This window comes from Blattabacterium cuenoti, from assembly GCF_014251995.1.
Lineage (GTDB): Bacteria > Bacteroidota > Bacteroidia > Flavobacteriales > Blattabacteriaceae > Blattabacterium > Blattabacterium cuenoti_AE.
In genome coordinates this window covers 72,310-97,894 of the sequence record NZ_CP059205.1, presented here as the reverse complement: position 1 = coordinate 97,894, position 25,585 = coordinate 72,310, and the positions used below count along the sequence as shown (strand labels likewise).

Sequence of the window (25,585 nt, the reverse complement as noted above, 5' to 3'; positions counted from 1 at the left end):
AAATGATGATTAACTAATTATAATAATTTTTATTTTTTATTAAAACTTAAGAATTATTTTTATTTCGTTTTTTTTCTGGTCTAAGATTTCTAATAATAGATCCAACTTTCCATAATTCACTTTTTCCAAGATTTTTCAATTCATTTTTTAATTTTACTCTATAATTAATATCGCTATTAGATTTTATAACTCTTTTTGCTTCGTTTCCAGAAGAAACCTCATTGTACAATTCTCTAAATATTGGTAATGTAGCATCTCTAAATTTACTCCACCAGTCTAAAGCACCTCTTTGTGCTGTTGTGGAACAATTTTCATACATCCAATCCATTCCATTTTCTGCTACTAACGGCATCAGACTTTGAGTTAGTTCTTCTACAGTTTCATTAAAAGATTCTGAAGGGGAATGTCCTTTTTCTCTTAATATTTGATATTGAGCAGAAAAAATTCCTTGTATAGCTCCCATTAAAGTTCCTCTTTCTCCTACTAAATCCGAATAAACTTCATTTTTAAAATTAGTTTTAAATAAATATCCAGATCCAATTCCTATTCCAATAGACAAAGCTTTTTCTAAACTTTTTCCACTATAATCTTGATAAATTGCATAACTTGAATTAATTCCTTTTCCTTGTAAAAATAATCTTCTTAAACTAGTTCCCGATCCTTTAGGAGCTACCAGAAAAATATCTATATTTTTAGAAGGACATATTTTTGTTTGATCTAAAAAAGTTAATCCAAATCCATGAGAGAAATATAAAGATTTTCCTTTAGTGAGATATTTAGAAAGAGTAGGCCAAAAATCAATTTGTCCAGCATCTGATAATAGATACATAATAATGGTCCCCTTTTTGGAAGCATCTTCTAATGAAAAAAGATTTTTTCCTTCAATCCAACCATCTTCCTTTGCTTTATTCCATGAATGAGAATCCTTTCTTTGTCCGATAATAACTTTAAATCCATTATCTCTTAAATTGAGAGATTGACCAGGACCCTGAACTCCGTATCCTAATACGGAAATAGTTTCTTTCTTTAATATTTCCTTAGCTTTTGATAATGGAAATTCTTCTCTTGTTACAATAGTTTCTTCTACAGATCCAAATTTAATTTTCATGATTTTTTAATTAATTTAATTTTAAGATGTTGCTAGTGGTAAATCTACTTTTTTCCATGAATTTTTCCTGGAATTTTTGTCTTCTATTTTAGAATAGTAAACATGAATAATTCCAATTAATTTTTCAATTAATTTTTTTATTTTTATTAACTGTTCTTCTCGACATTCTAAATCTAGAATATATTGAAATTGAATATTTTCAATATTTTTACTTTCATTTCTAGAAACATTTATATGATTAATTTTTAAATTTATTCTATTTAATATAATAAGTATTCTGCTTAATAACCTTGTTTCTTTTTCTCCTAGAATTATTATTCTGAATTGATATTGATGCCTCATATAATAAATATTTTTAATTATTTTAAACGAATTTCATCTACAGATGACCCTGATGGAATCATAGGAAAAACATTATCCTCTCTCTCTATCAAAACTTCCAATAAAAAAGCTTTTTCACTATCTAGTGCTATTTTTACTGAATTCTCTAATTCTTCTCTTTTTATTACTTTTTTTGCTTTTATATTATAAGCATTTGCTATCCTTATAAAATCTGGATTAATTAATTCTGTACATGAGTAACGTTTATCAAAAAAAAGTTGTTGCCATTGACGTACCATTCCTAAAAAATTATTATTCAGTAATATGATTTTTATAGGAATATTATTTTGTAAAATTGTTCCCATTTCTTGTATTGTCATTTGAATTCCTCCATCTCCAACAACACAGATAACTTGTCTATTTTTTGATCCTAATTTAGCTCCTATTGAAGCTGGTAAAGCGAACCCCATAGTTCCTAATCCCCCAGAAGTTATTTGGCTTTTTTTATAAGTGAAATTAAAATATCTAGAAGCAATCATTTGATGTTGTCCTACATCAGTTACAAGAACTGCATTTTTTTGTTTATATTTATTGATCCACTTAATTACTTCTCCCATAGTCATTCCTTTTTTTTTCGGATTTAGATCACGTTGTATAATTATCGTTTTTTCTTTTTCTTTAAGATGAAAGAACTTTTTTTCCCATTCTTTGTGAGTAGATTTATTAACATAGTTCTTTAATTTTATTAAAGAAGATTTACAATCTCCTAATATTGGAACATGGCATAATATATTTTTGCTTATTTCCGAAGAATCAATCTCTAAATGAATTATTTTTGCTTGTTTTGCATATTTTTTTACGTCTCCTGTTACACGATCGTCAAAACGCATTCCTATTGCAATGAGAATATCGCATTGATTAGTTAAAATATTTGGAGCATAATTTCCATGCATTCCTAACATTCCTACATACAAATAGTGATCTGTATCTAAAACACCTAAGCCTAATAAAGTACTAGCCACAGGAATTCCTGTTTTTTCAACAAACTCTTTAAATTCTTCTTCTGCTTCTGCTAAAATGACTCCTTGTCCTACAACAATTAAAGGTTTTTTGGCTGAATTTATTAAATTTGCTGCTTCTATTATTTTATCCTCTTTTATACGAGGATATGGATGGAAATTTTTTATATATTTACATCGTTCATAACGAAATTCAGTTTTTTGAACTTGTGCATCTTTAGTAATATCTATTAGAACTGGACCAGGTCTTCCTTTTTTAGCTATGAAAAATCCTTTTTGAATAGATTTACAAATATCTTCAGCCTTTAATACTTGAGTATTCCATTTAGTTACAGGAATAGAAATATCTATAATATTTGTTTCTTGAAATGCATCGGTCCCCAATAAATGAGAAGATACTTGTCCAGTAATACAAACAATAGGTGTACTGTCTATTAAAGCATCAGCTAATCCAGTAATTAAATTAGTAGCCCCTGGACCTGAAGTTGTAAAACAAACACCTATTTTTCCACTAACTCTAGCGTATCCTTGTGCTGCATGTATAGATCCTTGTTCATGACGCATTAAAATATGAGAAATAAAATTTACATAATCATGTAAAGAATCATAAATAGGCATAATAGCTCCACCTGGATAACCAAATATGTATTTTACCCCTTCATGTAAGAGCGCTTTTATTACTATTTCCGATCCTGGAAATAATTTGTTTTTTCCCATATAGTTAAAACTGATCTGTAATGCAACCTTCAGAAGCTGAAGAAACTATTTTAGTATATTTATATAAATATCCTTTATTGACTTTCAATGAAGGAGGATTCCATAATTTTTTTCTTCTTTGAATTTCTTCATCATTTACTTCAAGAGTAATGGTATTTTTTTCTGTATCTATTTTTATGAAATCTTTATTTTTTATTAAAGCTATTAATCCTCCAGATTGAGCTTCTGGAGTAATATGACCTACAACAAATCCATGCGATCCTCCTGAAAATCTTCCATCTGTAATAAGAGCTACTTTTTTACCTAATCCAGATCCCATAATATATGATGTTGGTTTTAACATTTCTGGCATTCCTGGGCCTCCTATTGGACCTACATATCTAATCACAATTACAACTCCAGGTAATATTTGGTTGTTTAAAATTGCTTGGTTTGCTTCTTCTTCTGAATTGAAAACATTAGCTTCTCCTCTGAAAATTGTTCCTTCTTTTCCTGTAATTTTAGCTACACATCCATCAGGAGAAATATTTCCATATAATATTTTGATATGTCCATTTTTTTTAATTGGTTTATCTAAAGGATAAATAATTTTTTGGTTAAAAATTATGTTAGGAACATTTTTCATATTTTCAAATAATGTTTTTCCAGTTACGGTTAAACAATCTCCTGACAATACTCCTTCATTTAATAAATATTTTATAATAATAGGCATTCCTCCTATATGCATATGAATATCTTCCATTAAAAAGGAACCACTTGGTTTTAAATTTCCAATAACAGGAGTTTGATTGCTAATTCTTTGAATATCTTTTAGTGAAAAATTAATATTTGCAGATTTAGCAATTGCTAAAAAATGTAAAACTAGATTTGTTGAACCTCCTAAAGAAATAGCTAATTTTATTCCATTTTCTATAGAAGATTTAGTGACTATATCTTTAGGTTTTATTCCTATTTCTAATAATTTTTTAATATATATGGAAACTTTTTTGCATTCTATTTGTTTATGTTTACTTGTTGAAGGAGATGACGAAGAATAGGGAAGCATCATTCCCATAGCTTCTAAAGCAGAAGCCATGGTATTTGCGGTATACATTCCTCCACAAGCTCCTGGTCCTGGACAAGAATTCTTAATAATATTTTTATATTCTTCTTCTGTTATTTTAGAAGTATTTTTTTTCCCCAAAGCTTCAAAAGATGAGACAATATCTAGTTTATTACCATTATAATAACCTGAAGAAATACTTCCTCCATATACTATAATAGATGGACGGTTTAATCTTAGTAAAGCAATCATAACTCCTGGCATATTTTTATCACATCCTGGAATAGCAATTACACCATCATAATGATGAGAATCAATTACTGATTCTATACTATCAGCTATTAATTCTCGTGAAGGTAAAGAATATCTCATTCCTGAAGTTCCCATAGTAATTCCATCACTGATCCCAATTGTAGTAAATTGAAATCCCATTAAATCTTTAGTTATAATAGATAATTTTATTTTTTTAGCTAATTTATCTAAATGCATATTGCAAGGATTCCCTTCATACCAATTACTTACTATTCCTATTTGGGCTTTGCAAAAATCATATTCTTTCATTCCTGTAGCATACAACATAGCATGTGCAGCTGGTAAATCTGATCTTTTTGTTATTCCTCTACTAAAATTATTAATTTTTTTTTTCATGAAACATTTTATAAATCAAAAAGCCCTACCGGTTAGTAGGGGTAAAAACAAACCAATTATTGGATAAATTCTCTATAATAATCTAATTCAGATTAGATGAATTATATAATATGCAAAAATATAAAAAAAATAAATTATATAAAAGCAATTATTATTGATTTATTTTAAAATAATATTGTTTTTTTGATTTATTTATGAATATATTATAAAATATAAATAAGTTATATCTTAATTATACTAGTTTAGTAAACTAATAAATTATTCCTGATCCTATTAATTCTAATCCGAGATACCAAGCCGCAAATTGTCCTTCCGTTATAGCAAATTGCATTTTTTCAAATTCAACAAACATTCCTTTTTTAACCTTGTATAATTTTGATTTTTGTAATGGTTGTCTGTAACGAATTCTACAAAATACATCTAAATCTTCTCCATTTTTTAGGCTTATGTCATCTCTTATCCAATGTATATTTTCTTCTTGAATGAATAAATATTTTCTATATAATCCTGGATGATTTCTGCCTATTCCGGTATAAATAATGTTTTTTTTTACATCAGTATCAATTACAAATAAAGGTTCTTGATATCCTCCCAAAGATATTCCTTTACGTTGTCCTTTAGTAAAACAATAAGCTCCTTGATGATAGCCAATTATTTTTCCATCTGATTTTTTATACTTTTTTTTTTAGATAAAAAAAATAATTCTTCTTCTTTAGAAGAAAAAGATTTATTATTAAATTTGTATTTTAAAGAATTAGAATCAATACAAATTATTTTTCCTTTTTTTGGAAGAATTTTTTTTTTCAAAAATTGAGGTAATCTAATTTTTCCTACAAAGCAAAGACCTTGTGATTCTTTTTTATAAGCATTGTGTAGTCCATTTTTTTCTGCTATTTTTCTAACTTGGTTTTTAGTTAATGATCCTAATGGAAAAAGAGATTTTTTTAACTGATATTGATTTAGTTGACATAAAAAATACGATTGATCTTTATTAGTATCTTTCCCTATTAAAAGACGGTAAATTATTTTTTTATTTTTTAAGATTGTTGTTTTTTTAACATAATGTCCTGTAGCAATAAAATCTGCTCCTAAACCAATGGCTTTTTTTAAAAAAAAATTGAATTTAATTTTTTTATTACATAAAATATCTGGATTAGGTGTTTTTCCTAGTTTATATTCATTGAACATATAATTAATAACATATTTTTTATATTCTTTTTTCATTTCAATTCCTTGGAAAGGAATATTTAATTTTTGAGCTACTAACATAGCGTCCGTTTTATCCATTTTCCAGGCATTACATGAATCTTCATTTTCATCTTCCCAATTATTCATAAATAAACCAATAACTTGATATCCTTTTTTTTTAAGAATTAATGCAGATACACTGGAATCCACCCCTCCTGAAAGTCCAACTACTACTATTTTTTTCATATTAATTTAATATTGTTAATCATTGTTGATTTTCTAGTTTTAGTTACTGACTCAATCTCAAGAATATTTAAAAGTAAAAAATTGAAGAATTAAAAAATTAAATACCTTTTAAGAAAACATTTCTCTTACACGATCAAAAAAAGATTTTTCTGAATTATCCGGATGGGGGAGAAAATTTTCATTTTTTCTCATTTTTTCGAAAAATTTTTTTTGTTCATCATTAACTTTTCTTGGAGTCCAAACATTAACATGAATTAAAAGACTTCCATGTCCATATCCTTCTAAATTAGGTAATCCTTTATTTTTCAATCTAAGAGTTTTTCCTGATTGTGTTCCAGGATCTATTTTTATTCTTGCTTTCCCATTAACGGTTGGAACTTCTTTAGAAGCTCCTAATATTGCATCTGGAAAAGATATGTATAAATCATAATGGAGATTATTTCCCTCTCTTTTTAATTGAGGATGAGGAATCTCTTCAATTAAGACAATTAAATCTCCAGGGATACCTCCAAAAGGAGCTTCATTTCCTTTTTCAGAAACTTTTAACTGAATTCCTTCTGTAAGTCCTGCAGGTATTTTTATATTAACCATTTCTTCCTCTTTAATTAGTCCATATTTGTTAGCTCCATAAGGAATATTTTCAACATTTTTTCCTGTTCCTGAGCAAACATAACATTGAGAAGTTGTTTGCATTTTTCCCAAAATTGTATTTGTAATACGTACAGTTTGTCCGGTTCCATTACAAGATGAACAATTTTTAAATTTTATACCCTTAGCTATTTTTTGTCTTTTTACTTTGACCTTTTTTTCTATTCCACTAGCTATTTCTTCTAATGAGAGTTTAACTCTTATTCTTAAATCACTTCCTTTAATAGTTTTATTTCTTCTGTTAGACCTTCCAAATCCAAAACTGGAAAATCCTTCTCCAAATGCATCAGCAAAAATATCTCCGAAATTTGTAAAAATATCTTCCATATTCATTCCAGATTCAGATCCATTTCCTTTAACTCCAGAATGTCCAAATTTATCGTAACGTTGTCTTTTTTCTGAATTACTCAAAACTTCATAAGCCTCAGCTGCTTCTTTAAACTTTTCTTCTGCTTTTTTTTTATTATCCAAATTTTTATCTGGATGATATTTTATTGCTAATTTTCGATAAGCTTTTTTAATTTCTTCTGAAGAAGCATTTCTAGAAACTCCTAATACGTCGTAATAATCTTTTTTCATTATGAAGATAAAATTTACTTTCCGGTTATAACTTTAGCATGTCGTATGACCTTTTCATTGAGAGAATATCCAGATTCTATTATTTCTATAATTTTTCCTTTTAAATCTTCTGTAACAGCTGGAATTTGTGAAATAGCATCATGAAAATCTGTGTTAAAATCATCTCCCTTTTTTATTTTAATTTTGTTTAGTCCTTTTTCTTTTAAAATATTAATTAATTTTTCTTGTATTAAAAAAATTCCTTTTACAAGATGTTCATTTTTATATTTTTTTAATTCTTTGAGTCCTCGTTCAAAATCATCTAAAATTGGAATTAAATCTATAAAAATACGCTCATGAATTGTTCTAAAAATATCGAATCTTTCTTTCTGAATACGTTTTTTAGAATTTTCAAATTCAGCAAAAATACGTAAAAACTTGTCTTTCTCTTTTTCTAACTCTTCTTTTAGAAATTTTATTTCCTCTTTTAATACGTCATCTTGTCCTTTTTTTTGAGAAGAAGAAGATTTAATATTTGAAATTTTTTCAGATGAAGAAGATTCTTTTTCAATATTTTTCGGATTAGTATTCATAAATCATAAAAATAACTAGAATTCTTTAACTCTATAAAGAGCAAAATATTTGCCATAATTTAATTGTGTCATTATGACATTAACTTTTTACAAGTTTATTGGATTGAAATTTAAGCATTTTCTAATTTCATTTAACCTATTTATAGCTATACTTTTTATTTTTTTAGAACCGGAATAGAGAATACCGTCCAAAAAAGATTTTTTTTTCATGAGAGAAAAAAATCTTTTTCTTTCTGTTGAAAATTTACGAATTATAAGATTATATAATTCTATTTTCGCATCATAATATCCATATCCTCCTTTTATGTATTTCTCTTTCATTTCATTTACTTTTTCTGAAGAAGCTATCAATTTATATAAATACATTATGTAATCCTTTTCAGGATTTTTTCTCTCCTCTAGGGATTTACTATCTGTACGAATACTCATAATTTGTTTTTTTAAAATATCGTCTGAAGAAAAAATATTAATCCAATTATTTTTAGATTTGCTCATTTTTTCTCCATCTGTTCCTGATATAGACATAGTTTCTTTTTGTAAGAATGCATTAGGTAATTTAAATAATTGTTTTCCTATTTTTTTATTAAAAAAAGAAGCTATCCGCCTGGCTATTTCTATATGTTGTAATTGATCTTTCCCTACAGGGATAATTTCTGCATTATAAAGCAATATGTCAGCGGCCATTAGAATGGGATAAGAAAATAATCCTAAGCTAATTTCTTTTTTACTTTTTTTTTTCTCGTTTTGTTTTTTTTTAAATGAATGAGCTAATGTAAGTCTTTTATAAGGGAAAAAACAACTTAAATACCAAGCTAATTCAGTAACTTCTGAAACATCAGATTGTCTATAAAAAAAACAGTTTTCTGTATTTAAACCAAAAGCTAACCATGCTGCCGCAATTTGATAGGTATTATTTTTTATTGATTTCATATTGCTTAATTTAACCATAGAATGTAAATCCGCTATAAATATAAATGAAGAGTTTTTTTTATTCATGTTAGAAATTTTAATAGACGGAATCATAACACCTAAAATGTTTCCTAAATGCGGAACTCCTGTACTTCTAATTCCTGTTAATATTTTTCCCATAAAAATTAATAAAAAAACATATTTATGAATATTTAAATTTTTTTAACTTAAAGATTCTAATCCACTGATAATTTCAAGTATTTCTTTAGTTATTATATTTTGTCTTTCTTTATTGTAATTTAGTATTAAATCATTTTTAATATCATTCGCATTTTCCGTAGACTTATGCATGGCAATCATACGTGATGTATGTTCTGATACAGAAGATATTAAAAATGTTTTCAATAGTTTTGAATGTAAAAATTTCGGAACTAAATAATCAAATATTTCTTTTTTAGAAGGTTCTGCAATATAGTTAATTTTTTTTTTTTCTTTTTTTAAATTTGGAGTAATGCTTAATGGAAGTAATTTTTCTACAATCACTTTTTGGAAAAAAGATTTTTTTAAGTTATTATATATTAAATAAACATAAGAAATTTTTTTATCAGAAAAATTTAAAATTAATTTTTTTATAAAAATTTTTATATTTTCACTAATCTTTTCAAGATTATTGTCATTCTCTTTATTTGTCCAATTATTATTTTTTTCATACATATTATATTTTTTTTCTAAAAAATCGGTTCCTTTTTTTCCAATTGAAAAAAATATACATTCATTATATAAATAGTCTCTTTTTAAGAATAGAGAATGAACTTTTTCAAAAATTAAAGAGTTAAAAGCTCCACATAAACCACGATTGGAAGTGAATATAATAAACAATTTTTTATTTCCTGTTTCTATAAAAAAATTATGTTTTCCAAATATTTTTTTTTTATCAAAAGATAAAAAATCTGATATAATACATTCCATATAATCTGAATATATATTCACATTTTTTAGAAAATTTTTAATTTTTCGTAATTTTACAATAGAAATCATTTTCATAGCTTCTGTTGTTTTGCTAACTGATTCTATGGATAATATTCTTCTTTTTATCTCTTTTGGATTAGACATGGAAAAAAATTTATAGGTACTTTTTGCTTAATTCTAATGCTACTTTTTCTAAAGTATCAGATATTTTATCATCAAATATTCCATTTTTCAACGATTTTAGTAAGGTTTTATGTTTTTCTTTCAAATAAAAAAGATATTCTTTTTCAAAATTTGAAATCTTGTCTAGAGGAACATTTTTTAAAATGTTCTTTGTTCCAATATAAATAATGGCTATTTGTTCTTCTATTTCATATGGATTATGAGGTGTTTGTTTTAATATTTCTATGTTTATTTTTCCTTTTTTAATAATTTCTATGGTAGAAGGATCTAATTCGGAGCCAAATTTTGAAAAAGATTCCAATTCCCGAAATTGAGCTTGATCTAATTTTAGAGTTCCAGATATTTTTCTCATAGATTTAATTTGAGCAGACCCTCCTACACGAGAAACAGATATACTTTCATTAATTGCAGGACGAACTCCAGAATTAAACAAATCTTTTTCCAAAAAAATTTGTCCATCAGTTATAGATATTACATTAGTAGGAATGTAAGAAGATATATCCCCAGATTGGGTTTCTATAATTGGTAAAGCAGTTAATGATCCTCCTCCCTTAATTTCTTTTCTAATAGATTCTGGAATGTCATTCATTTTTTCTGCTATTTTCTGATCTTTAATAATTTTAGAAGCTCTTTCTAAAAGACGAGAATGTAAATAAAAAACATCTCCTGGATAAGCCTCTCTACCAGGAGGACGTCGTAATAATAAAGAAATTTCTCTGTAAGAAACAGCTTGTTTTGATAGATCATCATATACAACTAAAGAAGAACGTCCAGTATCTCGAAAATATTCTCCAATAGAAGTTCCTGAAAAAGGAGCAAATACTTGTATAGAAGCTGGTTCAGAGGATTTAGCTGAAATAATTACAGTATAAGACATTGCACCTTTTTCTTGTAAAAGATTTGCAATTCTTGCTATTGTAGAGCCTTTTTGACTAATAGCTACATAAATACAATAGACAGGATTATTTTGTTCATAAAATTTTTTTTGATTAATAATAGTGTCAATAGCTATTGTAGTTTTTCCTGTTTGTCTATCTCCAATAATCAATTCTCTTTGTCCTCTTCCTATTGGAATCATTGAATCTATAAATTTAATTCCAGTTTGAAGAGGTTCTTTAACAGGTTCTCTATAAATAATTCCTGGAGCTTTTCTTTCTAGAGGCATGTCGAATAATTTTCCTCTTATAGGTCCTTTTCCATCAATAGGGTCTCCTAATACATTTATAACTCTTCCCAACATTCCTTCTCCTACTTTTATAGAAAAAGGTTTTCCTGTTCTTTTGACTATGTCTCCTTCTTTTATATCTTTTAATGAATTAAGCAAAACAATACCAACATGATTTTCTTCTAAATTTAGAACAATACCTTTAACTTCTGTATTATTAAATTCTACCAACTCTCCATAAAAAGCGGAATTTAATCCAAATGATCTAGCTACACCATCTCCTACTTGAATAACAATTCCATATTCAGATAATTTTGATTCAAATTGAAAATCTGATAATTGTTCTTTTAGAATTGATGATATTTCAGAATATTTTAAATCTGACATGAAAATAAAATATTTATTTTTTTAATAATTTTTAAAATTCTTTTTAAGATAAATTAATTTACTTTTAATACTAAAATCCCATTCTGTATATCCTATACGAAGCAAAAATCCTCCAATAATAGATTTATCTATTTTATTTATGATGTAGAATTTATTTTTTCGATATTTAAAATTTATTTTCTTGATTTTATGAAAAATTATTTTTTGTAATTCCATACTTAATGGGAAGGCAGAAATAATAATACATTTTATAAATCCTTTTTTTTCTTCCTCATATATTTTCTGATATTCTAAAATAATTTTCTCTAAAAAATGTTCTCTTTTTCTCGTGATTAAAAGTTTTATGAATTGAAAAATGAAAACATCATAAGAATAAATAATTTTTCTGAAAATTTCTATTTTTTTTGTTGAACTTAATAATGATGTATGAATGATTTTTTTTAAATAAAAATTTTTGTGTAGTAAAGAAGAGAATTTTTTGACTTTATGATAAAAAAAATCGTTGCAATTATTATTATTCGCAATAGAATATTCAAAAAAAATTCCGGCATAATGTTGGACTATTTTTTTATTCAAGAACATTTATATTCATTATAATTTATCTATCAAATTTCTGATGAACTTATCTTGCTTTTGTATTTTATCCAATTCTCTAGTTAATATTTTTTCAGCTATTTTCACAGAAAAATCGCTTATTTTATTTTTTAATTCATGAATAGCTACTTCTTTTTCTGTTTGAATAACTTTTTTTGTTTCTTCAATAATTCTTTTTTTTTCTATTAAACTTTCCTCTTTTGCTTTTGATTTTATTTCTTTTTTAATCTGAATAGCTTCTTCTAAAATTAGATCTCTTTTTCTACAGGCTTCTTTTAATATTTTATTCTTATGGTTGTCTATTTTTTTCAACTCTTCTTTTAATTTATCTGCTTCTTCAAGAGATTTACTAATTTTTTTTTCTCTTTGATCAATAAAATTCATTATAGGTTTCCAAGCAAACTTAGAAAGAAATAATATCAAAGTTACAAATATAATTGTATGCCAAAAAATTAACCCAATAGAAGGGGTAACTAAATCCATTCTTGTCTTATTTAAATACAGCTAGTAATGTGGTCACTATACCAAAAAGTGCAGCTCCCTCAATCAATGCTGAAGCAATAATCATTGCATTTTGTATCTTTTCTGAAGCTTCAGGCTGCCTAGCAATAGCATCCATTGCAGAACTTCCGATTTTGCCAATTCCTAATCCAGCTCCTGCTACGGCAATCCCCGCTCCTAGAGCTGCTAATCCAGAGTAAGTTAAATCTATATCCATATAATTTATAATTAATTTTTTTAATTTATTTTTATTTATTAATGTGTTTCATTTGTTTTTACAGAAATTCCTATAAGTAAGGAAGATAAACTTGTAAAGATAAAAGCTTGTAAAAAAGATACCATAATTTCCAAAACAGAAATAAAAAAACCAAAAATTACAGAAAATCCAGCTATGAATAAATTTTTAAAAATAAAAATAAGACAAATAAAACTTAATATAATTATGTGACCAGCAGTAATATTCGCAAATAAACGAATACATAAAGTTAAAGGACGGATAAAAATTCCTATAAATTCTATAGGGGCTAATAAAAATCTAATTCCCACTGGAACACCAGGCATCCAAAAAATATGTTTCCAATAATTTTTATTTGCATTTATATTAGTTATTACAAATGTAATAAAAGCTAAAACAAATGTAACATTTATATTTCCTGTTATATTTGGAAATCCTGGAATAATGCCCATTAAATTGTTAATTAATATAAAAAAGAATGAAGTTAGTAAGAAAGGAAAGTACATTCTGTATTTATTATTTCCGATATTTGGAATTGCTATTTTATCACGTATAAACAAAATTAAAAACTCCAAAAAAATTCCTAGACTCCATTTAATTTGATTGTTTTTGTAACTATATCTCATTCGAATAAAAAAATAACATAACAGAAAAAAAGAAGTTAAAACAGAAAATACATTTTTTGTAATAGAAAAATCCCAAGGTTTATCATTAATTGGTACTCCTTTTTTGTTCATATCAAATTTTCCTATAGAATTAGTGTTATATATTTTTCCATGAAAAATTTTGTAATATCCATATTTCCCTTTAACAATTTTTTGACATGAAAATTTAGATGAAGAAAAAATTTCTAAACCATGATTCCATAAAATAATTGGTAAATACAATGTGATACCATGATTATGAGATCCTAAAAAATTCCATTCATAAGAATCATTGATATGATCAAAAATTGTATCAGATATATTTATTTTTGCATTTTCTTTCTTTTTGAGAACATAATTTCCATCTTTTTTCATTTTTACATTAGCAATATGATTGCTATTAACATCATAGATATTGGTATCAGAATCAGAGCATAAAAATAAAAAGCAACAAAATAATAATAATTTTTTTAAAACCATGGTTTGTTGTAAAAAAATAATAAGCAAATTTAGTTTTTTTTTCTAAAAAAAAGTGCTGTTTTTACTTAAATAATTTTTGGAAAAAAATTGTATTTTCATTTTTTGAATTGGAAAGAGTACATTTGTAATAGAATGAAATTTTATTTATTTAAACAATGAAGCTAATGAAGGAAGAAACAAAACTAATTCAAAATATTTTATCAGATCCTCTTACAGGCGCTATTTCTACACCAATATATCAAACGTCAACTTATGTACAAGAATCTCCTGGGGTTCATAAAGGATTTGACTATACAAGAACAAATAATCCTACAAGAAAAATATTAGAACGTTTAGTTACTGATTTAGAATATGGATACGATAGTTTGGCATTTTCTTCAGGATTAGCATCTGTAGATGCTGTTTTAAAATTGTTAAAATATAAAGATGAAATAGTAGCTGTAGATGATATTTATGGAGGAACTTTTCGTTTACTAAATTTATATAAAAAATTAGGAATTAAAACTAAATTTGTGGATACAACTGATGCAGAAAAAACAATATCAGAAATATCTGACAATACAAAATTAGTTTGGCTGGAAAGTCCCACAAATCCTACATTAAAGATATCTGACATAGAATACATCAGCAAAAAATCTAAAGATATAAATCCAAAAATATTGGTTGTGGTGGATAACACTTTTGCATCTCCTGCTATTCAAAACCCTCTTAATCTAGGAGCGGATATAATTATTCATAGTGCCACAAAATATTTAGCAGGACATTCAGATGTTTTAGCTGGATTAATTACAGTAAAAAATCCAGATTTATATGATGAGTTGAAGTATATACAAAACGCAAGTGGAGGTGTTTTATCTCCTATTGATTGTTGGTTGACAATTAGAGGGATTCAAACTTTATATCTACGTGTTAAAAAACAATCTCAAAACGCATACGATGTTGCTTCTTTTTTAGAAAAGAAAAGAAATACTTGTATAGATAAAGTTTATTATCCTGGATTATCACATCATAAAAATCATTTGATAGCAATTAAACAACAAAGATATTTTGGAGGAATTATTTCTTTTAGTTTAAAAGATGATACAATAGAATCAGCAAAAAAAGTTGTTACTTCAACAAAGTTGTTTAAATTAGCAGAAAGTCTAGGAGGAACAAAAAGTTTAATTTGTCATCCATCTACTATGACTCATAAGTCTACTCCTTTGGAGGTGAGGATTAATGCCGGAATACAGAATTCTCTTATTCGTTTATCTCTTGGGATAGAAAATGTAGAAGATCTTATAGAAGATATCGATCAATCTTTAAAATAATTTTTCATCATGAAGTTTAACTCCTATGTGGGAAAGTTCTTTTCTAATTCTATCTGATAGAATCCAATTTTTTTGTTTTCTTGCTTCCATACGGAATTTTATCAATCTTTCAATAAGTATTGATAATCTATTATCAGATAATGATGATGACTTTGTTTTTTGTTCTTCTTCTTTTTTAAGCCCTAATATATCAAAAACAAAATGAGTCATATATTTTTTTAATAAATTTATATGACATTTTTCTATTTCATTTATATTATGGCGAATAATATGAGAAACTTTAAATAAATTTGAAATTAACAAAGGCGTATTAAAGTCGTCATTTATAGATTCATAACATTTCTTAATCCAAAAAAATATTTTAAAAAAATTATCATTATTTTTTTCTTTTAATGTTTTGGAATTAAAATTTTCTAATATATTTATGGATTCTATAATTTTTGTGTATTCTTTTTCTGCATGTATAAGCCCTTTTTTTGTAAAATTCATAACACTTCGGTAGTGAGATTTCAAAATAAAAAATCTAAAAATATTAGGAGAAAAGGATTTTTTTTCACAAAAAGAATAAATGTCGTTTATTCCTAATGAATTTCCTGTAGATTTACTCATTTTTTTACCATTCAAGGTTAACATATTAGTATGCATCCAATAATGTGCAAGACTTTTTCTATTGTAAGCCCCTATGGATTGTGCTAATTCACATTCATGATGAGGAAATTTGAGATCTATTCCACCTCCATGAATATCAAACGTCTCTCCTAAATATTTTGTACTCATAACAGTACATTCTATGTGCCAACCTGGAAATCCTTTTCCCCATGGGGAATTCCAACTCATAATATGATTAGAAGATGCTTTTTTCCAAAGTGAGAAATCCTGAGGATTTTTTTTTTCCACTATAGTGATTTTAAACTTTTTATTTACTAGTTGATTAGTTTTATTTTTACTAAGAATTCCATAAGGATAAAATTTTTCATATTCTTTTAAATTAAAATAAACGGAACCATTCATTTCATAGGCTAATTTTTTTTTTATTAGTTTTTGAATCATATCTATTTGTTCTATTATATGTCCTGTTGCTCTTGGTTCTATACTTGGAGGTTGTACATTTAAAATACTTAATAAATTGTGAAAGGAAAGAGTATATTTTTGAACAATTTCCATAGGTTCAAGTCCTTCTAAACGAGATTTTTTAAAAATTTTATCTTCTAAGTCACTTTCTAAGTGTCCAACATCAGTGATGTTTCTAACATAACGAACTTTATAACCTAAATGTTTTAAATATCGAAAAACAAGATCAAATGATATAAAAGTTCGACAATTTCCTAAATGTAAATGGTTGTAAACTGTTGGCCCACAGACATAAATTCCCACATAGTCTTTATTAATTGGAATAAATAATTCTTTTTTTCCTGTTAAAGAGTTATATATTTTTAAATTTTTTTTTATGTCACTTATTTTATCCATTTTTTTAAATTCCAATATGACGAAGAAATTCTTTTCGAATTTCTATATCCTTTTTGAAAGATCCTAAGAATTCAGTTGTTATAGTACTACTCTCCGTATCTTGAATTCCACGAGAATTCACACATAAATGTTTCGCTTTTATAACACAGGCTACATCTTTTGTTTCCAACATTTTTTTCAAATAATTTACAATTTGTATAGTCAAACGTTCTTGAACTTGAGGTCTTTTTGCATAAAAATTTACAATTCTATTAATTTTAGAAAGTCCCACAACTTTTCCATTAGAAATATAACCAACATGAGCTTTTCCCACAATAGGAAGAAAATGATGTTCACAGGTAGAATAAACTGTAATATTTTTTTCTATCAACATTTGGTTATACTTATATTTATTTTCGAAAATAGAAGATCTAGGAATATTTTTTAGATTAAGTCCACTAAATATTTCTTGAATAAACATTTTTGCTACTCTTTTTGGAGTTTGACGTAAACTGTCGTCATTCATATCTAAACCCAATATTTTCATAATTTGAAAAAAATGATTTTCTATTTTTTCAATTTTTTCTTCATCATTCATAAAAAATATTTTTATGCGAATAATTATTATAAGAATTATTTGAAATTTTTTCTTTTTTTCCTTTTATATCCATATTTTTTAAGGCAAAATAATATTGATACATAAATCAACAAATTTACAAAAAGGATTCTGTATTTATGAGAAAGATATTATCAAACTTTATTTAAACTATGATCTTTATCTAAAAAAATGAGGAATTTTACATATAGGAATAGATTTTATTTTATGTTTATTTTTTTGATTTAATATTTTGTATTTTTTAAAAATTTCATATTCTTTTTCTTTATAAATATTTTTATTTTTTTTCTTTTCTATTTTCATGGCCCACTCCAATTCCTCATAACTAATTCCTAATTGATCCTCATCTAGTCGTTCATCTTCCCAAAGACCATCTGTTGGTTTGGATTTTTGTATTTCATCTAAAATGTTTAATTCTTTTGCAAGAAAACGAACTTCACTTTTATTTAAATCAGCTATGGGGTGTAAATCTACTCCTCCATCTCCATATTTTGTAAAAAATCCTACACCAAAATCCTCCACTTTATTTCCGGTTCCAACAACAAGATAATTTTTTGTATTAGCGTAATAATATAAAGTTAACATTCTAAGACGGGATTGGACATTTGCCAGCTCTAAAGAAGATTTTATATTTTTTTTATTCACTATATCACAAAAAGAATTAAATAAGGTAGATAAATTTTTCTTTAAATAAGAAACGTTTGAAAATTTTTCAGTTAAAAATTTTGCATGTTTTATGGATAAAAAATTTTTTGTTTTTTCTAAAATAGGCATCTCTAAAATTAGAGTAGGAAATTTTGTCATAGAAACTAATAGAGAGGTTACAGAAGAATCTATTCCTCCGGATATTCCAATTACAAATCCATTTGATTGAGATCTATGAATATATTTTTTTAACCAGCAAACAATATATTTTATTACCTTTTTTGTTTTCATAAAATAAAAAATAAAATTTATATGTCTTTAATTTTAAATTTAGAAACTTCTACTAAAAATTGTTCAGTGAGTTTTGCTGAAAATGGAATATGTATTACTCTTTTAGAGGAATGTTATAAACAATATAATCATTCAGAAAAATTGCATACATTTATAGAATATGCCGCAGAAATTTCTAAAATAAACCTTAAAGATTTAAAATCTATTTGTATAAGTAAAGGACCGGGATCTTATACTTCTTTGAGAATAGGATCATCATCGGCTAAAGGATTATGTTACACTTTAGGAATTCCTTTATTATCTTTAGATTCTTTAACTATTATGACTTATAATTATAAGGTGAATATAGAAAAAGGATTTTTAATTCCAATAATATATGCAAAATCTGATTTATTTTATACTTCATTATTTAATGAATCAAAAAAAAGATTAAGTTCTATATGTGTAAAAAAAGTTAATGATAGTTTTTTTACAGATTTTACAAAAAATGAAAAAGTATATTTTATAGGAGATGTTGATATTTTTAAGAATATACTTTTTTCTGATAAAAAAAGAATTTTTTCTAAAAAAAGATTTTTTATTAAAATTAATCCATCTGCTATGGATATGTCATTTATTTCTTATTTAAAATTCTGTAATAATGAATTCAATAATATTGAAAAATTTATTCCTTTCTACTTATAAAAAATTAAAAAAAATAAAAAGTAAGCTAATAAGAAAATGTGATAATAATACTTTAAAAAATTTTATAAAGTCATGATTCAAATCAGAATCCAAAATATTTTAGGAATTTTTACACCAATTATATTTTTTTATATAATTATATCTTTAGGATGGAAAAATTTTAGATTTTTTAGTAGTGAAATTATGCTAGGAATAGTACTTATTTTAAGTATTTTACACCTCTTTATTCTTCTTAGGAGAAAAAAGAATATAAAAAATGATTATAAATCTATGATTTTTCTTTCTTTTTTTATATTAATGATTTTTATTTTTTTTTCTATTGGAAAAATATTTTTTTATAACAATGGAAAAATTACGAATGATATAAAAATATCTTTATTAATTAGTTTAATTTTATACTTACTTGTTCGTATTACATATTTTATGCGAATGGTATACATGAAAATAAATAATCCAGCTTTTATATTTATTATTAGTTTTATCTTTTTATCTTTTTTAGGATCATTTTTATTAATGCTTCCAGAATCTACAGTAAAAAAAATATCGTTTATAGACGCTCTATTCACTTCTACTAGTGCGGTATGTGTAACTGGATTAGTTGTGTTAGATACTTCTAAAGATTTCACTTATTTAGGAAAGCTTATTATACTTAGTTTAATTGAACTTGGAGGATTAGGAATTTTAACTATAACTTCTTTTTTTAGTTATTTTTTTAGAGATGGATTTTCTTTTAAAGAAGCTATTTTTGTTAGTAATTTTCTGAATACTAAAACAACAAGTAATGTTTTGAGTTTAGCAGTGAGGGTAGTAATGTTTAGTTTAACCGTTGAGATTATAGGAGCATTATTAATATATTTTTCCGTTAGAAATAAAAATATAATAGAATTCGATAGCCCATTATTTTTTTCCATTTTTCATTCTATATCTGCTTTTTGCAACAGTGGTTTTTCTACTTTGAGTCAAGGATTATATTCTAAATCTGTAAGACTTAATTATTTATTACAAATAATTGTTTCTTTTATTTTGATATTAGGAGGAATAGGATTTAATATTTTATTTAATTTCTTTACATATATATGGTTAACTATAAAAAAATTTTTTTATAAAATTTTTAGAGACGAATATTTCCATTATCCAGCTAATATAGTTACTTTAAATACAAAAGTTGTTGTGATAACAACTTTTTATTTACTTTTATTTGGAACTATTTTTTATTACATTAATGAATATAATTTTGCTCTTTTGGAGCATTCTTCTTTTCATGGAAAATTGGTAGCTTCATTTTTTTCTTCTGCAACATCTAGAACTGCTGGATTTCATGTTATAAACATAAATAATTTAACTACAGTTACTATTCTTTTTACTATTTTTTTAATGTGGATAGGTGCTTCTCCAGCTTCTACTGGTGGTGGAATTAAAACAAGTACATTTGCGTTAGCTTTAATGAATATTATTTCTTTATCTAGAGGAAAAAATAGATTGGAAATACAAAAAAAAGAAATCTCTTCAGAGTCTATTAGATTAGCTTTTTCAATTGTTATGTTATCACTAATTGTGATATATATTGGAGTTTTGATGATTGTTTTTTTAGATCCTAAACAAAATATTTTATCTATTATTTTTGAAGTTTTTTCTGCTTTTTCAACAGTAGGGTTATCTTTGGGAATTACTTCTAGTTTGTCTAATGGAAGTAAATTGGTTTTAATATTCTTAATGTTATTAGGAAGAATAGGTATATTCAATGTAATGATTGGATTATTGAAAAAAAATAAAATTAGTTCTCATTATTATTACAGATTTCCCAAAGGGGAAATTCTTATTAACTAAATAAGTAATAATATTTATATAGGTAAGGTAACATGAAGATTATAATTATTGGTTTAGGAAATTTTGGAAGATCTCTAGCGATTAATCTAACAGATAATGGACATGAAGTATTTGGAATAGATCAAAAAATGGAAAAAGTAGATTTATTAAAAGATCATATAGCAAATGTGGTATGTATGGATGCAAATAATGAATCTGCTTATAAAGTATTACCCATTCAACAAGCAGATTTAGGAATTGTAGCTATTGGAGAAAATGAGGGATCATCAATAGTAACTACAGCTATACTTAAAAAGTATAAAAATCTTAGAATAGTTAGTAGATCTTTGTCAAAGATACATGACACGATATTAGAAGCAATGGGAATTAACGATGTTATACATCCGGAACAGGATGCAGCTTTTAGGTTAACTAAACAAATATCCTTCAATTATGCTTTAGATTATTTTAGAGTAGACAACAAGCATTCTATAGCAGAAGTTTTTTCTCCATTTTCTTTTAATGGAAAATCTGTTAAAAGTTTGAAATTAACACAAAAATACTCTGTTTCTTTAATTACCGTGATACGAGATTTAAAAAATCCTATGTCCTCAAAAGGAAATTCCACAAGAAAAGTTATTGGATTGGTTACAGGAGATACTATTTTAAAAAAAGGAGATATATTAACTCTTTTTGGATCTAATAAGTCTATAATGAACTTTTTGAAAGATAAAAATAACTGAAAAAAATGATTAATAATATTCAACTTTTTTATTATATATAAAAATGTAAATAAAATAGGAATTTTAATCCATTATATATTAATTATTATAATAATTTTCACATATAAGGGTATTTATATTTTTTGCTTTCTTTAAAGAAAGGATTTCCTACATGATGTTTTAATTTTTTGTTATTAAAAAATAAATTATAAAATAAAACATATATAAAAATTCCTCCTACTAATAATAGGGATCCTAAATCAGAAATTCCAAAATTTATTTTTCTTTCTTGATAAATTTCTGGAACTATTAAGTAATATGTATTAATATAATGTCCAATAAGCAAAACAAAAGAAACTGTGCCTACAATTATAGGATTAGATTTATTTTTACTTTTTATTAATCCAAAAAAAGGAATAATAAAATTTGGTATTAAAATCCAAAAATGTATAGAATTATATATTTCTTCCCTTTTTAAGAAATAGTAAATTTCTTCTGGAACATTTCCATACCAATAAAGTAAAAATTGTGAAAACCAAAAATATGTCCATAATAAACTACTAGAAAATAAATATTTGCTTAAATCATGTAAATGATCTTTTCTGAACAATGGAAATATTCCCGTTTTATTTAAATAAATAGATATTATTGTAATAAGTCCTATTCCTGTTACTAAGTAACTACTTAAAACGTACCATCCAAACAGAGTACTAAACCAATGTGGATTTAAAGACATAATCCAATCCCAAGCTATAAATGTAGAAATAAAGGAAAAAAATATGATAAAAATGACAGATATGGAGTATAATTTTTTATAATCACTTAAAGATGAAGTTTTGTCTAATTTACAAGAAAGTTTTTTTATTTTTGAATAAAAAAAAATACATCCTAATGTATAAACAACACTTCTTATCAAGAAAAAAGGAATATTTAAAAATAATTTTTTATTTGCAATAATATTATCATATTTATTGGAGTTTATATCATACAGATTATAATCCATCCAATGAAACATATGGATAAAACCCATTGAATTTAATAATAAAATTATAAATATCATGAAAAATCCATATGGGAGAAAAGAAGTTATTTTTTCCATAACAGGATAAATAATAATAGACCATCCCGATTTTGATACATTTTGTATTCCTAAAAATAGTAATGAACCTAAAGAAATAGAAGTGAAATAAAAAATAGGAACATATAATCCTATGAAAAGATTATTTTTTTCTAATTTATCCAAAAAAATAAAAATAACACCTATTATCATTATAAGAATGATGATTTTTTTAATTATTGTAAATTGATATTTCATATTTGTATTTATCTTTTATTATTTTTTAGATACATAACATATTCTGCTATTTTCCATCTATCAATTTTATTTAATTGAGAAGAATAAGAATTCATATTATTTTTTCCATATGTAATTACATAATAAACACTACCAATAGTAAGATCTCTATCTTTATAATCAGGAATACCTAAAATTTTTTCATTTTTTACTAATTGACCTTGTCCATCTCCGTTATTACCATGACATATAGAACAATTAATGTTATATAGTTTTTTTCCTTTTTTCAAGTACTCTTCTTTTTTTTCTTTGTTTTTATAAATGAAATATTTTATGACTTTTTTAGAATGATCAAATCCTTTATTTTCAATTTCATCAGAAATTGGATCATAAGAATTGTTTCTATTAATAGTTCCTTTTACTGGTAAAAGTGAAGAAGTTTTTCCGTTTATAAAAAACGGTATTTTAATTTTTTTTATTTTTTTATTGTAGTAAAAATAAGGATCTGAATAGGGTTCATATGCATCGGAATAATACATATCCGGCATATAAACTGTGTTCGTCTTTTCTTTATCAAACCAACAAGATTCTAATAAAAACATCATCTTTAATAAGATGATACTAATTATAATTCTGTATGAAATTTTCATAATTATTCACTATAAAAATTAATAGTTAAATATTAAACAAATTCACTTTTTTATAATAACTTCTTTTGCTCCATTTTCTTTTAATAAGTTCACCAATTTTTCAGAATTATTTTTAATGGAAAGTTCTATTAGAAACATATTATCGGTTGTCCTAGGATCTGGATTTTTTGGAGAAAATCCAGGAAAAAGTTTGCATTGAATTAGGTAACTAATGCACATAAGATGTGCAGAGAAAAAAATAGATATTTCAAATATTACAGGAATAAAAGAAGGAATGTTCTTGATCCAAGAAAAAGAAGGTTTTCCCCCAATATTTTGAGGCCAATCAAAAATCATAATGTACCAAGTTAATAAACTTGCAAGACAAAAACCAAATGATCCATATACGAAAGATAAAAAAGATAAATTAGTTTTCTTTAATTTAAGAATTTTATCCAAATTATGAATTGGAAAAGGGGAATAAACTTCATTTATGCTACAAAAATTATGACATTGGATAATTTTAATACCATTCAATAATATACGATCATCATCATATAAAACGTGTAAACATATATCTTTATTATTATTCATATTATTTATTATTCAATTCATCTTCCTTTTTAGGTTTTAATATCGTTTTTAATTCCGATTGTGAAATTACTGGGAATGTACGTATGTAAAGTAGATAAAGAATGAAAAATAATCCAATAGTTCCTATAAATATTCCAACATCTACAAATGATGGAATGAATCCAGTCCAAGAAGAAGGAAGATAGTCATGGCTAAGATTTAAAACAATAATGTCAAATCTTTCAAACCACATCCCTATATTTATAATTATCGCTATTACATATGACCAAAAAAAACTTCTCCGTATAGATCTAATCCATAAAAATTGGGGGATAATAATATTACAAATAATCAAAGCCCAAAAAGCCCACCAAAATGGTCCTTTTGCTGCTTCTTTAGAAAAATAAATAAATTTTTCAAAAGGGCTTCCTGAATACCAAGCAAGAATAAATTCTGAAATATAAGCCAGAAAAACAATACCTCCTGTTAATAGGATAATCATATTCATATATTCTATATGATTTCTAGTTATATAACTTTCTAAAGAAAGAACTTTTCTTGCTACGCCAAGTAAAGTTTGGACCATTGCAAAACCGGAGAATATGGCTCCTGCTACAAAATAAGGGGGAAATATAGTGCTATGCCAACCTTTTATAACAGAAGTTGAAAAATCAAATGAAACTATAGTATGAACAGAAAAAACTAATGGAGTACACAATCCAGCTAATATCAAAGATATTTCTTCAAATCTTTTCCACTCTTTAGAAGTTCCTCCCCATCCAAAACTTAGAATGCTATAAATTTTTTTTTGAAAAGGATTCGATATTCTATCTCGTATCATAGCAAAATCTGGAATTAATCCCATAAACCAGAAAACAGTAGAAACAGAAAAGTAAGTACTAATTGCGAAAACATCCCATAATAATGGAGAATTAAAATTGGGCCACAAGGTTCCAAATTGATTTGGAATTGGTAAAACCCAATGAGCATTCCATGGTCTTCCCATGTGAATAATAGGAAACAATCCAGCTTGGATAACTGCAAAAATAGTCATTGCTTCTGCTGATCGATTGATAGATAAACGCCATTTTTGACGAAATAATAATAAAACAGCGGAAATTAAAGTTCCAGCATGTCCAATACCAACCCACCATACAAAATTAGTTATATCCCAAGCCCAGTTTATTGTTTTGTTTAATCCCCATACTCCAATTCCCGTTCCTATTGTATAAAATATACACATTATTCCCCATAGAAAAGCTAAAACAGAAATGAATAAAGCAATCCACCATAAGTTTCCAGCTTTATTTTTGATGGGCTTTAATATATCATTAGTAATATTTTTGAATGTTTTTTTCCCTAAAATTAATGGATTTCTAATAGGAGATTCATAGTGATTTGACATAATTTTTCT

24 protein-coding genes and 1 pseudogene are annotated in these 25,585 nt (G+C 25.4%); 4 read left to right on the top strand and 21 right to left on the bottom strand.

Translation table 11 applies throughout. The features are described from left to right. Window positions 1-46: 46 nt before the first annotated feature. From ilvC to atpB, 14 genes and pseudogenes are all read right to left on the bottom strand, one after another. Window positions 47-1,108: a ketol-acid reductoisomerase gene (gene ilvC / locus H0H51_RS00405; RefSeq protein WP_185876907.1), complete on the bottom strand. Its 1,062-nt coding sequence runs from the start codon at window positions 1,106-1,108 to the stop codon at window positions 47-49. A gap of 21 nt (window positions 1,109-1,129) precedes the next feature. Further along, on the bottom strand, window positions 1,130-1,450 hold the full coding sequence (locus H0H51_RS00400) for an acetolactate synthase (protein ID WP_185876906.1): 321 nt from the start codon (window positions 1,448-1,450) through the stop codon (window positions 1,130-1,132). Window positions 1,451-1,467: 17 nt separating this feature from the next. Beyond that, window positions 1,468-3,165, bottom strand: coding sequence for a biosynthetic-type acetolactate synthase large subunit (gene ilvB / locus H0H51_RS00395; RefSeq protein ID WP_185876905.1), 1,698 nt, complete (start codon window positions 3,163-3,165; stop codon window positions 1,468-1,470). Between the two features lie 4 nt (window positions 3,166-3,169). Continuing rightward, window positions 3,170-4,855 (bottom strand): dihydroxy-acid dehydratase, encoded by a 1,686-nt coding sequence (ilvD, locus tag H0H51_RS00390; RefSeq protein WP_185876904.1) that lies wholly within the window; start codon window positions 4,853-4,855, stop codon window positions 3,170-3,172. 250 nt (window positions 4,856-5,105) lie between these two features. Continuing rightward, window positions 5,106-6,289, bottom strand: a pseudogene (mnmA, locus tag H0H51_RS00385) (tRNA 2-thiouridine(34) synthase MnmA). A 108-nt stretch (window positions 6,290-6,397) separates the two neighbouring features. Next, window positions 6,398-7,519: a molecular chaperone DnaJ gene (dnaJ, locus tag H0H51_RS00380; protein WP_185877097.1), complete on the bottom strand. Its 1,122-nt coding sequence runs from the start codon at window positions 7,517-7,519 to the stop codon at window positions 6,398-6,400. Between the two features lie 11 nt (window positions 7,520-7,530). Further along, window positions 7,531-8,088, bottom strand: coding sequence for a nucleotide exchange factor GrpE (locus tag H0H51_RS00375; protein WP_185876903.1), 558 nt, complete (start codon window positions 8,086-8,088; stop codon window positions 7,531-7,533). An 87-nt stretch (window positions 8,089-8,175) separates the two neighbouring features. Continuing rightward, window positions 8,176-9,177, bottom strand: a complete 1,002-nt coding sequence (gene trpS / locus H0H51_RS00370) for a tryptophan--tRNA ligase (RefSeq protein WP_185876902.1) — start codon at window positions 9,175-9,177, stop codon at window positions 8,176-8,178. Between the two features lie 42 nt (window positions 9,178-9,219). After that, window positions 9,220-10,110, bottom strand: a complete 891-nt coding sequence (gene atpG / locus H0H51_RS00365) for an ATP synthase F1 subunit gamma (protein WP_185876901.1) — start codon at window positions 10,108-10,110, stop codon at window positions 9,220-9,222. Between the two features lie 10 nt (window positions 10,111-10,120). Next, a complete protein-coding gene (gene atpA / locus H0H51_RS00360) occupies window positions 10,121-11,701 on the bottom strand; it encodes a F0F1 ATP synthase subunit alpha (RefSeq protein ID WP_185876900.1) in 1,581 nt (526 codons plus the stop codon). A 21-nt stretch (window positions 11,702-11,722) separates the two neighbouring features. Beyond that, a complete protein-coding gene (gene atpH, locus H0H51_RS00355) occupies window positions 11,723-12,283 on the bottom strand; it encodes an ATP synthase F1 subunit delta (protein WP_185876899.1) in 561 nt (186 codons plus the stop codon). 9 nt (window positions 12,284-12,292) lie between these two features. Further along, entirely contained in the window at window positions 12,293-12,778 is a 486-nt protein-coding gene (gene atpF / locus H0H51_RS00350) for a F0F1 ATP synthase subunit B (RefSeq protein ID WP_185876898.1), read from the bottom strand. Window positions 12,779-12,785: 7 nt separating this feature from the next. Beyond that, window positions 12,786-13,013, bottom strand: coding sequence for an ATP synthase F0 subunit C (locus tag H0H51_RS00345; RefSeq protein ID WP_185876897.1), 228 nt, complete (start codon window positions 13,011-13,013; stop codon window positions 12,786-12,788). A 38-nt stretch (window positions 13,014-13,051) separates the two neighbouring features. Continuing rightward, complete coding sequence (gene atpB, locus H0H51_RS00340) at window positions 13,052-14,155, bottom strand: F0F1 ATP synthase subunit A (RefSeq protein WP_317168665.1); 1,104 nt, start codon at window positions 14,153-14,155, stop codon at window positions 13,052-13,054. Between the two features lie 164 nt (window positions 14,156-14,319). Here atpB and H0H51_RS00335 point away from each other — a divergent pair, with 164 nt between their 5' ends. After that, window positions 14,320-15,465, top strand: coding sequence for a trans-sulfuration enzyme family protein (locus H0H51_RS00335; RefSeq protein ID WP_185876896.1), 1,146 nt, complete (start codon window positions 14,320-14,322; stop codon window positions 15,463-15,465). Here the strand turns inward: H0H51_RS00335 and cysS are convergent. The 3 genes from cysS to nadE form a co-directional block, all read right to left on the bottom strand. Next, the gene (cysS, locus tag H0H51_RS00330) at window positions 15,457-16,932 is read right to left on the bottom strand and encodes a cysteine--tRNA ligase (RefSeq protein ID WP_185876895.1); all 1,476 of its coding nucleotides are present in this window, start codon (window positions 16,930-16,932) and stop codon (window positions 15,457-15,459) included. The genes H0H51_RS00335 and cysS overlap by 9 nt on opposite strands. A gap of 4 nt (window positions 16,933-16,936) precedes the next feature. Further along, a complete protein-coding gene (gene folE / locus H0H51_RS00325) occupies window positions 16,937-17,509 on the bottom strand; it encodes a GTP cyclohydrolase I FolE (protein WP_185876894.1) in 573 nt (190 codons plus the stop codon). Between the two features lie 177 nt (window positions 17,510-17,686). Continuing rightward, complete coding sequence (gene nadE, locus H0H51_RS00320; RefSeq protein WP_185876893.1) at window positions 17,687-18,463, bottom strand: NAD(+) synthase; 777 nt, start codon at window positions 18,461-18,463, stop codon at window positions 17,687-17,689. A gap of 21 nt (window positions 18,464-18,484) precedes the next feature. Here nadE and tsaB point away from each other — a divergent pair, with 21 nt between their 5' ends. The 3 genes from tsaB to H0H51_RS00305 all read left to right on the top strand — a co-directional run bounded on the left by tsaB (window position 18,485) and on the right by H0H51_RS00305 (window position 21,696). Continuing rightward, complete coding sequence (gene tsaB / locus H0H51_RS00315) at window positions 18,485-19,147, top strand: tRNA (adenosine(37)-N6)-threonylcarbamoyltransferase complex dimerization subunit type 1 TsaB (protein WP_185876892.1); 663 nt, start codon at window positions 18,485-18,487, stop codon at window positions 19,145-19,147. Between the two features lie 72 nt (window positions 19,148-19,219). Further along, the gene (locus tag H0H51_RS00310) at window positions 19,220-20,974 is read left to right on the top strand and encodes a TrkH family potassium uptake protein (protein ID WP_185876891.1); all 1,755 of its coding nucleotides are present in this window, start codon (window positions 19,220-19,222) and stop codon (window positions 20,972-20,974) included. Window positions 20,975-21,006: 32 nt separating this feature from the next. Next, window positions 21,007-21,696 carry a potassium channel family protein gene (locus tag H0H51_RS00305; RefSeq protein WP_185876890.1) on the top strand — a complete coding sequence of 230 codons (690 nt, stop codon included), beginning with the start codon at window positions 21,007-21,009 and terminating at the stop codon, window positions 21,694-21,696. Window positions 21,697-21,793: 97 nt separating this feature from the next. Here the strand turns inward: H0H51_RS00305 and H0H51_RS00300 are convergent, their stop codons facing one another. The 4 genes from H0H51_RS00300 to nrfD are packed head-to-tail and all read right to left on the bottom strand — an operon-like array spanning window position 21,794 to window position 25,576. Continuing rightward, a complete protein-coding gene (locus H0H51_RS00300) occupies window positions 21,794-22,990 on the bottom strand; it encodes a hypothetical protein (RefSeq protein ID WP_185876889.1) in 1,197 nt (398 codons plus the stop codon). An 8-nt stretch (window positions 22,991-22,998) separates the two neighbouring features. After that, window positions 22,999-23,619: a c-type cytochrome gene (locus H0H51_RS00295; RefSeq protein WP_185876888.1), complete on the bottom strand. Its 621-nt coding sequence runs from the start codon at window positions 23,617-23,619 to the stop codon at window positions 22,999-23,001. Between the two features lie 42 nt (window positions 23,620-23,661). Then, window positions 23,662-24,192, bottom strand: a complete 531-nt coding sequence (locus H0H51_RS00290) for a DUF3341 domain-containing protein (RefSeq protein ID WP_185876887.1) — start codon at window positions 24,190-24,192, stop codon at window positions 23,662-23,664. Window position 24,193: 1 nt separating this feature from the next. Beyond that, window positions 24,194-25,576 carry an NrfD/PsrC family molybdoenzyme membrane anchor subunit gene (nrfD, locus tag H0H51_RS00285; protein ID WP_185876886.1) on the bottom strand — a complete coding sequence of 461 codons (1,383 nt, stop codon included), beginning with the start codon at window positions 25,574-25,576 and terminating at the stop codon, window positions 24,194-24,196. Window positions 25,577-25,585: the final 9 nt, after the last annotated feature.

Excerpts from the sequence above, each read along its gene's own strand:
- atpB (WP_317168665.1), bottom strand. The coding sequence starts at position 14,155 with ATGGTTTTAAAAAAATTATTATTATTTTGTTGCTTTTTATTTTTATGC.
- H0H51_RS00295 (WP_185876888.1), bottom strand. The coding sequence starts at position 23,619 with ATGAAAATTTCATACAGAATTATAATTAGTATCATCTTATTAAAGATG.
- ilvD (WP_185876904.1), bottom strand. The coding sequence starts at position 4,855 with ATGAAAAAAAAAATTAATAATTTTAGTAGAGGAATAACAAAAAGATCA.
- H0H51_RS00290 (WP_185876887.1), bottom strand. The coding sequence starts at position 24,192 with ATGAATAATAATAAAGATATATGTTTACACGTTTTATATGATGATGAT.
- nrfD (WP_185876886.1), bottom strand. The coding sequence starts at position 25,576 with ATGTCAAATCACTATGAATCTCCTATTAGAAATCCATTAATTTTAGGG.
- ilvC (WP_185876907.1), bottom strand. The coding sequence starts at position 1,108 with ATGAAAATTAAATTTGGATCTGTAGAAGAAACTATTGTAACAAGAGAA.
- trpS (WP_185876902.1), bottom strand. The coding sequence starts at position 9,177 with ATGGGAAAAATATTAACAGGAATTAGAAGTACAGGAGTTCCGCATTTA.
- H0H51_RS00305 (WP_185876890.1), top strand. The coding sequence starts at position 21,007 with ATGAAGATTATAATTATTGGTTTAGGAAATTTTGGAAGATCTCTAGCG.
- atpF (WP_185876898.1), bottom strand. The coding sequence starts at position 12,778 with ATGGATTTAGTTACCCCTTCTATTGGGTTAATTTTTTGGCATACAATT.
- H0H51_RS00345 (WP_185876897.1), bottom strand. The coding sequence starts at position 13,013 with ATGGATATAGATTTAACTTACTCTGGATTAGCAGCTCTAGGAGCGGGG.
- cysS (WP_185876895.1), bottom strand. The coding sequence starts at position 16,932 with ATGGATAAAATAAGTGACATAAAAAAAAATTTAAAAATATATAACTCT.
- H0H51_RS00335 (WP_185876896.1), top strand. The coding sequence starts at position 14,320 with ATGAAGGAAGAAACAAAACTAATTCAAAATATTTTATCAGATCCTCTT.
- H0H51_RS00375 (WP_185876903.1), bottom strand. The coding sequence starts at position 8,088 with ATGAATACTAATCCGAAAAATATTGAAAAAGAATCTTCTTCATCTGAA.
- atpG (WP_185876901.1), bottom strand. The coding sequence starts at position 10,110 with ATGTCTAATCCAAAAGAGATAAAAAGAAGAATATTATCCATAGAATCA.
- H0H51_RS00310 (WP_185876891.1), top strand. The coding sequence starts at position 19,220 with ATGATTCAAATCAGAATCCAAAATATTTTAGGAATTTTTACACCAATT.
- ilvB (WP_185876905.1), bottom strand. The coding sequence starts at position 3,165 with ATGGGAAAAAACAAATTATTTCCAGGATCGGAAATAGTAATAAAAGCG.
- tsaB (WP_185876892.1), top strand. The coding sequence starts at position 18,485 with ATGTCTTTAATTTTAAATTTAGAAACTTCTACTAAAAATTGTTCAGTG.
- folE (WP_185876894.1), bottom strand. The coding sequence starts at position 17,509 with ATGAATGATGAAGAAAAAATTGAAAAAATAGAAAATCATTTTTTTCAA.
- atpH (WP_185876899.1), bottom strand. The coding sequence starts at position 12,283 with ATGTTCTTGAATAAAAAAATAGTCCAACATTATGCCGGAATTTTTTTT.
- atpA (WP_185876900.1), bottom strand. The coding sequence starts at position 11,701 with ATGTCAGATTTAAAATATTCTGAAATATCATCAATTCTAAAAGAACAA.
- H0H51_RS00300 (WP_185876889.1), bottom strand. The coding sequence starts at position 22,990 with ATGAAATATCAATTTACAATAATTAAAAAAATCATCATTCTTATAATG.
- H0H51_RS00400 (WP_185876906.1), bottom strand. The coding sequence starts at position 1,450 with ATGAGGCATCAATATCAATTCAGAATAATAATTCTAGGAGAAAAAGAA.
- nadE (WP_185876893.1), bottom strand. The coding sequence starts at position 18,463 with ATGAAAACAAAAAAGGTAATAAAATATATTGTTTGCTGGTTAAAAAAA.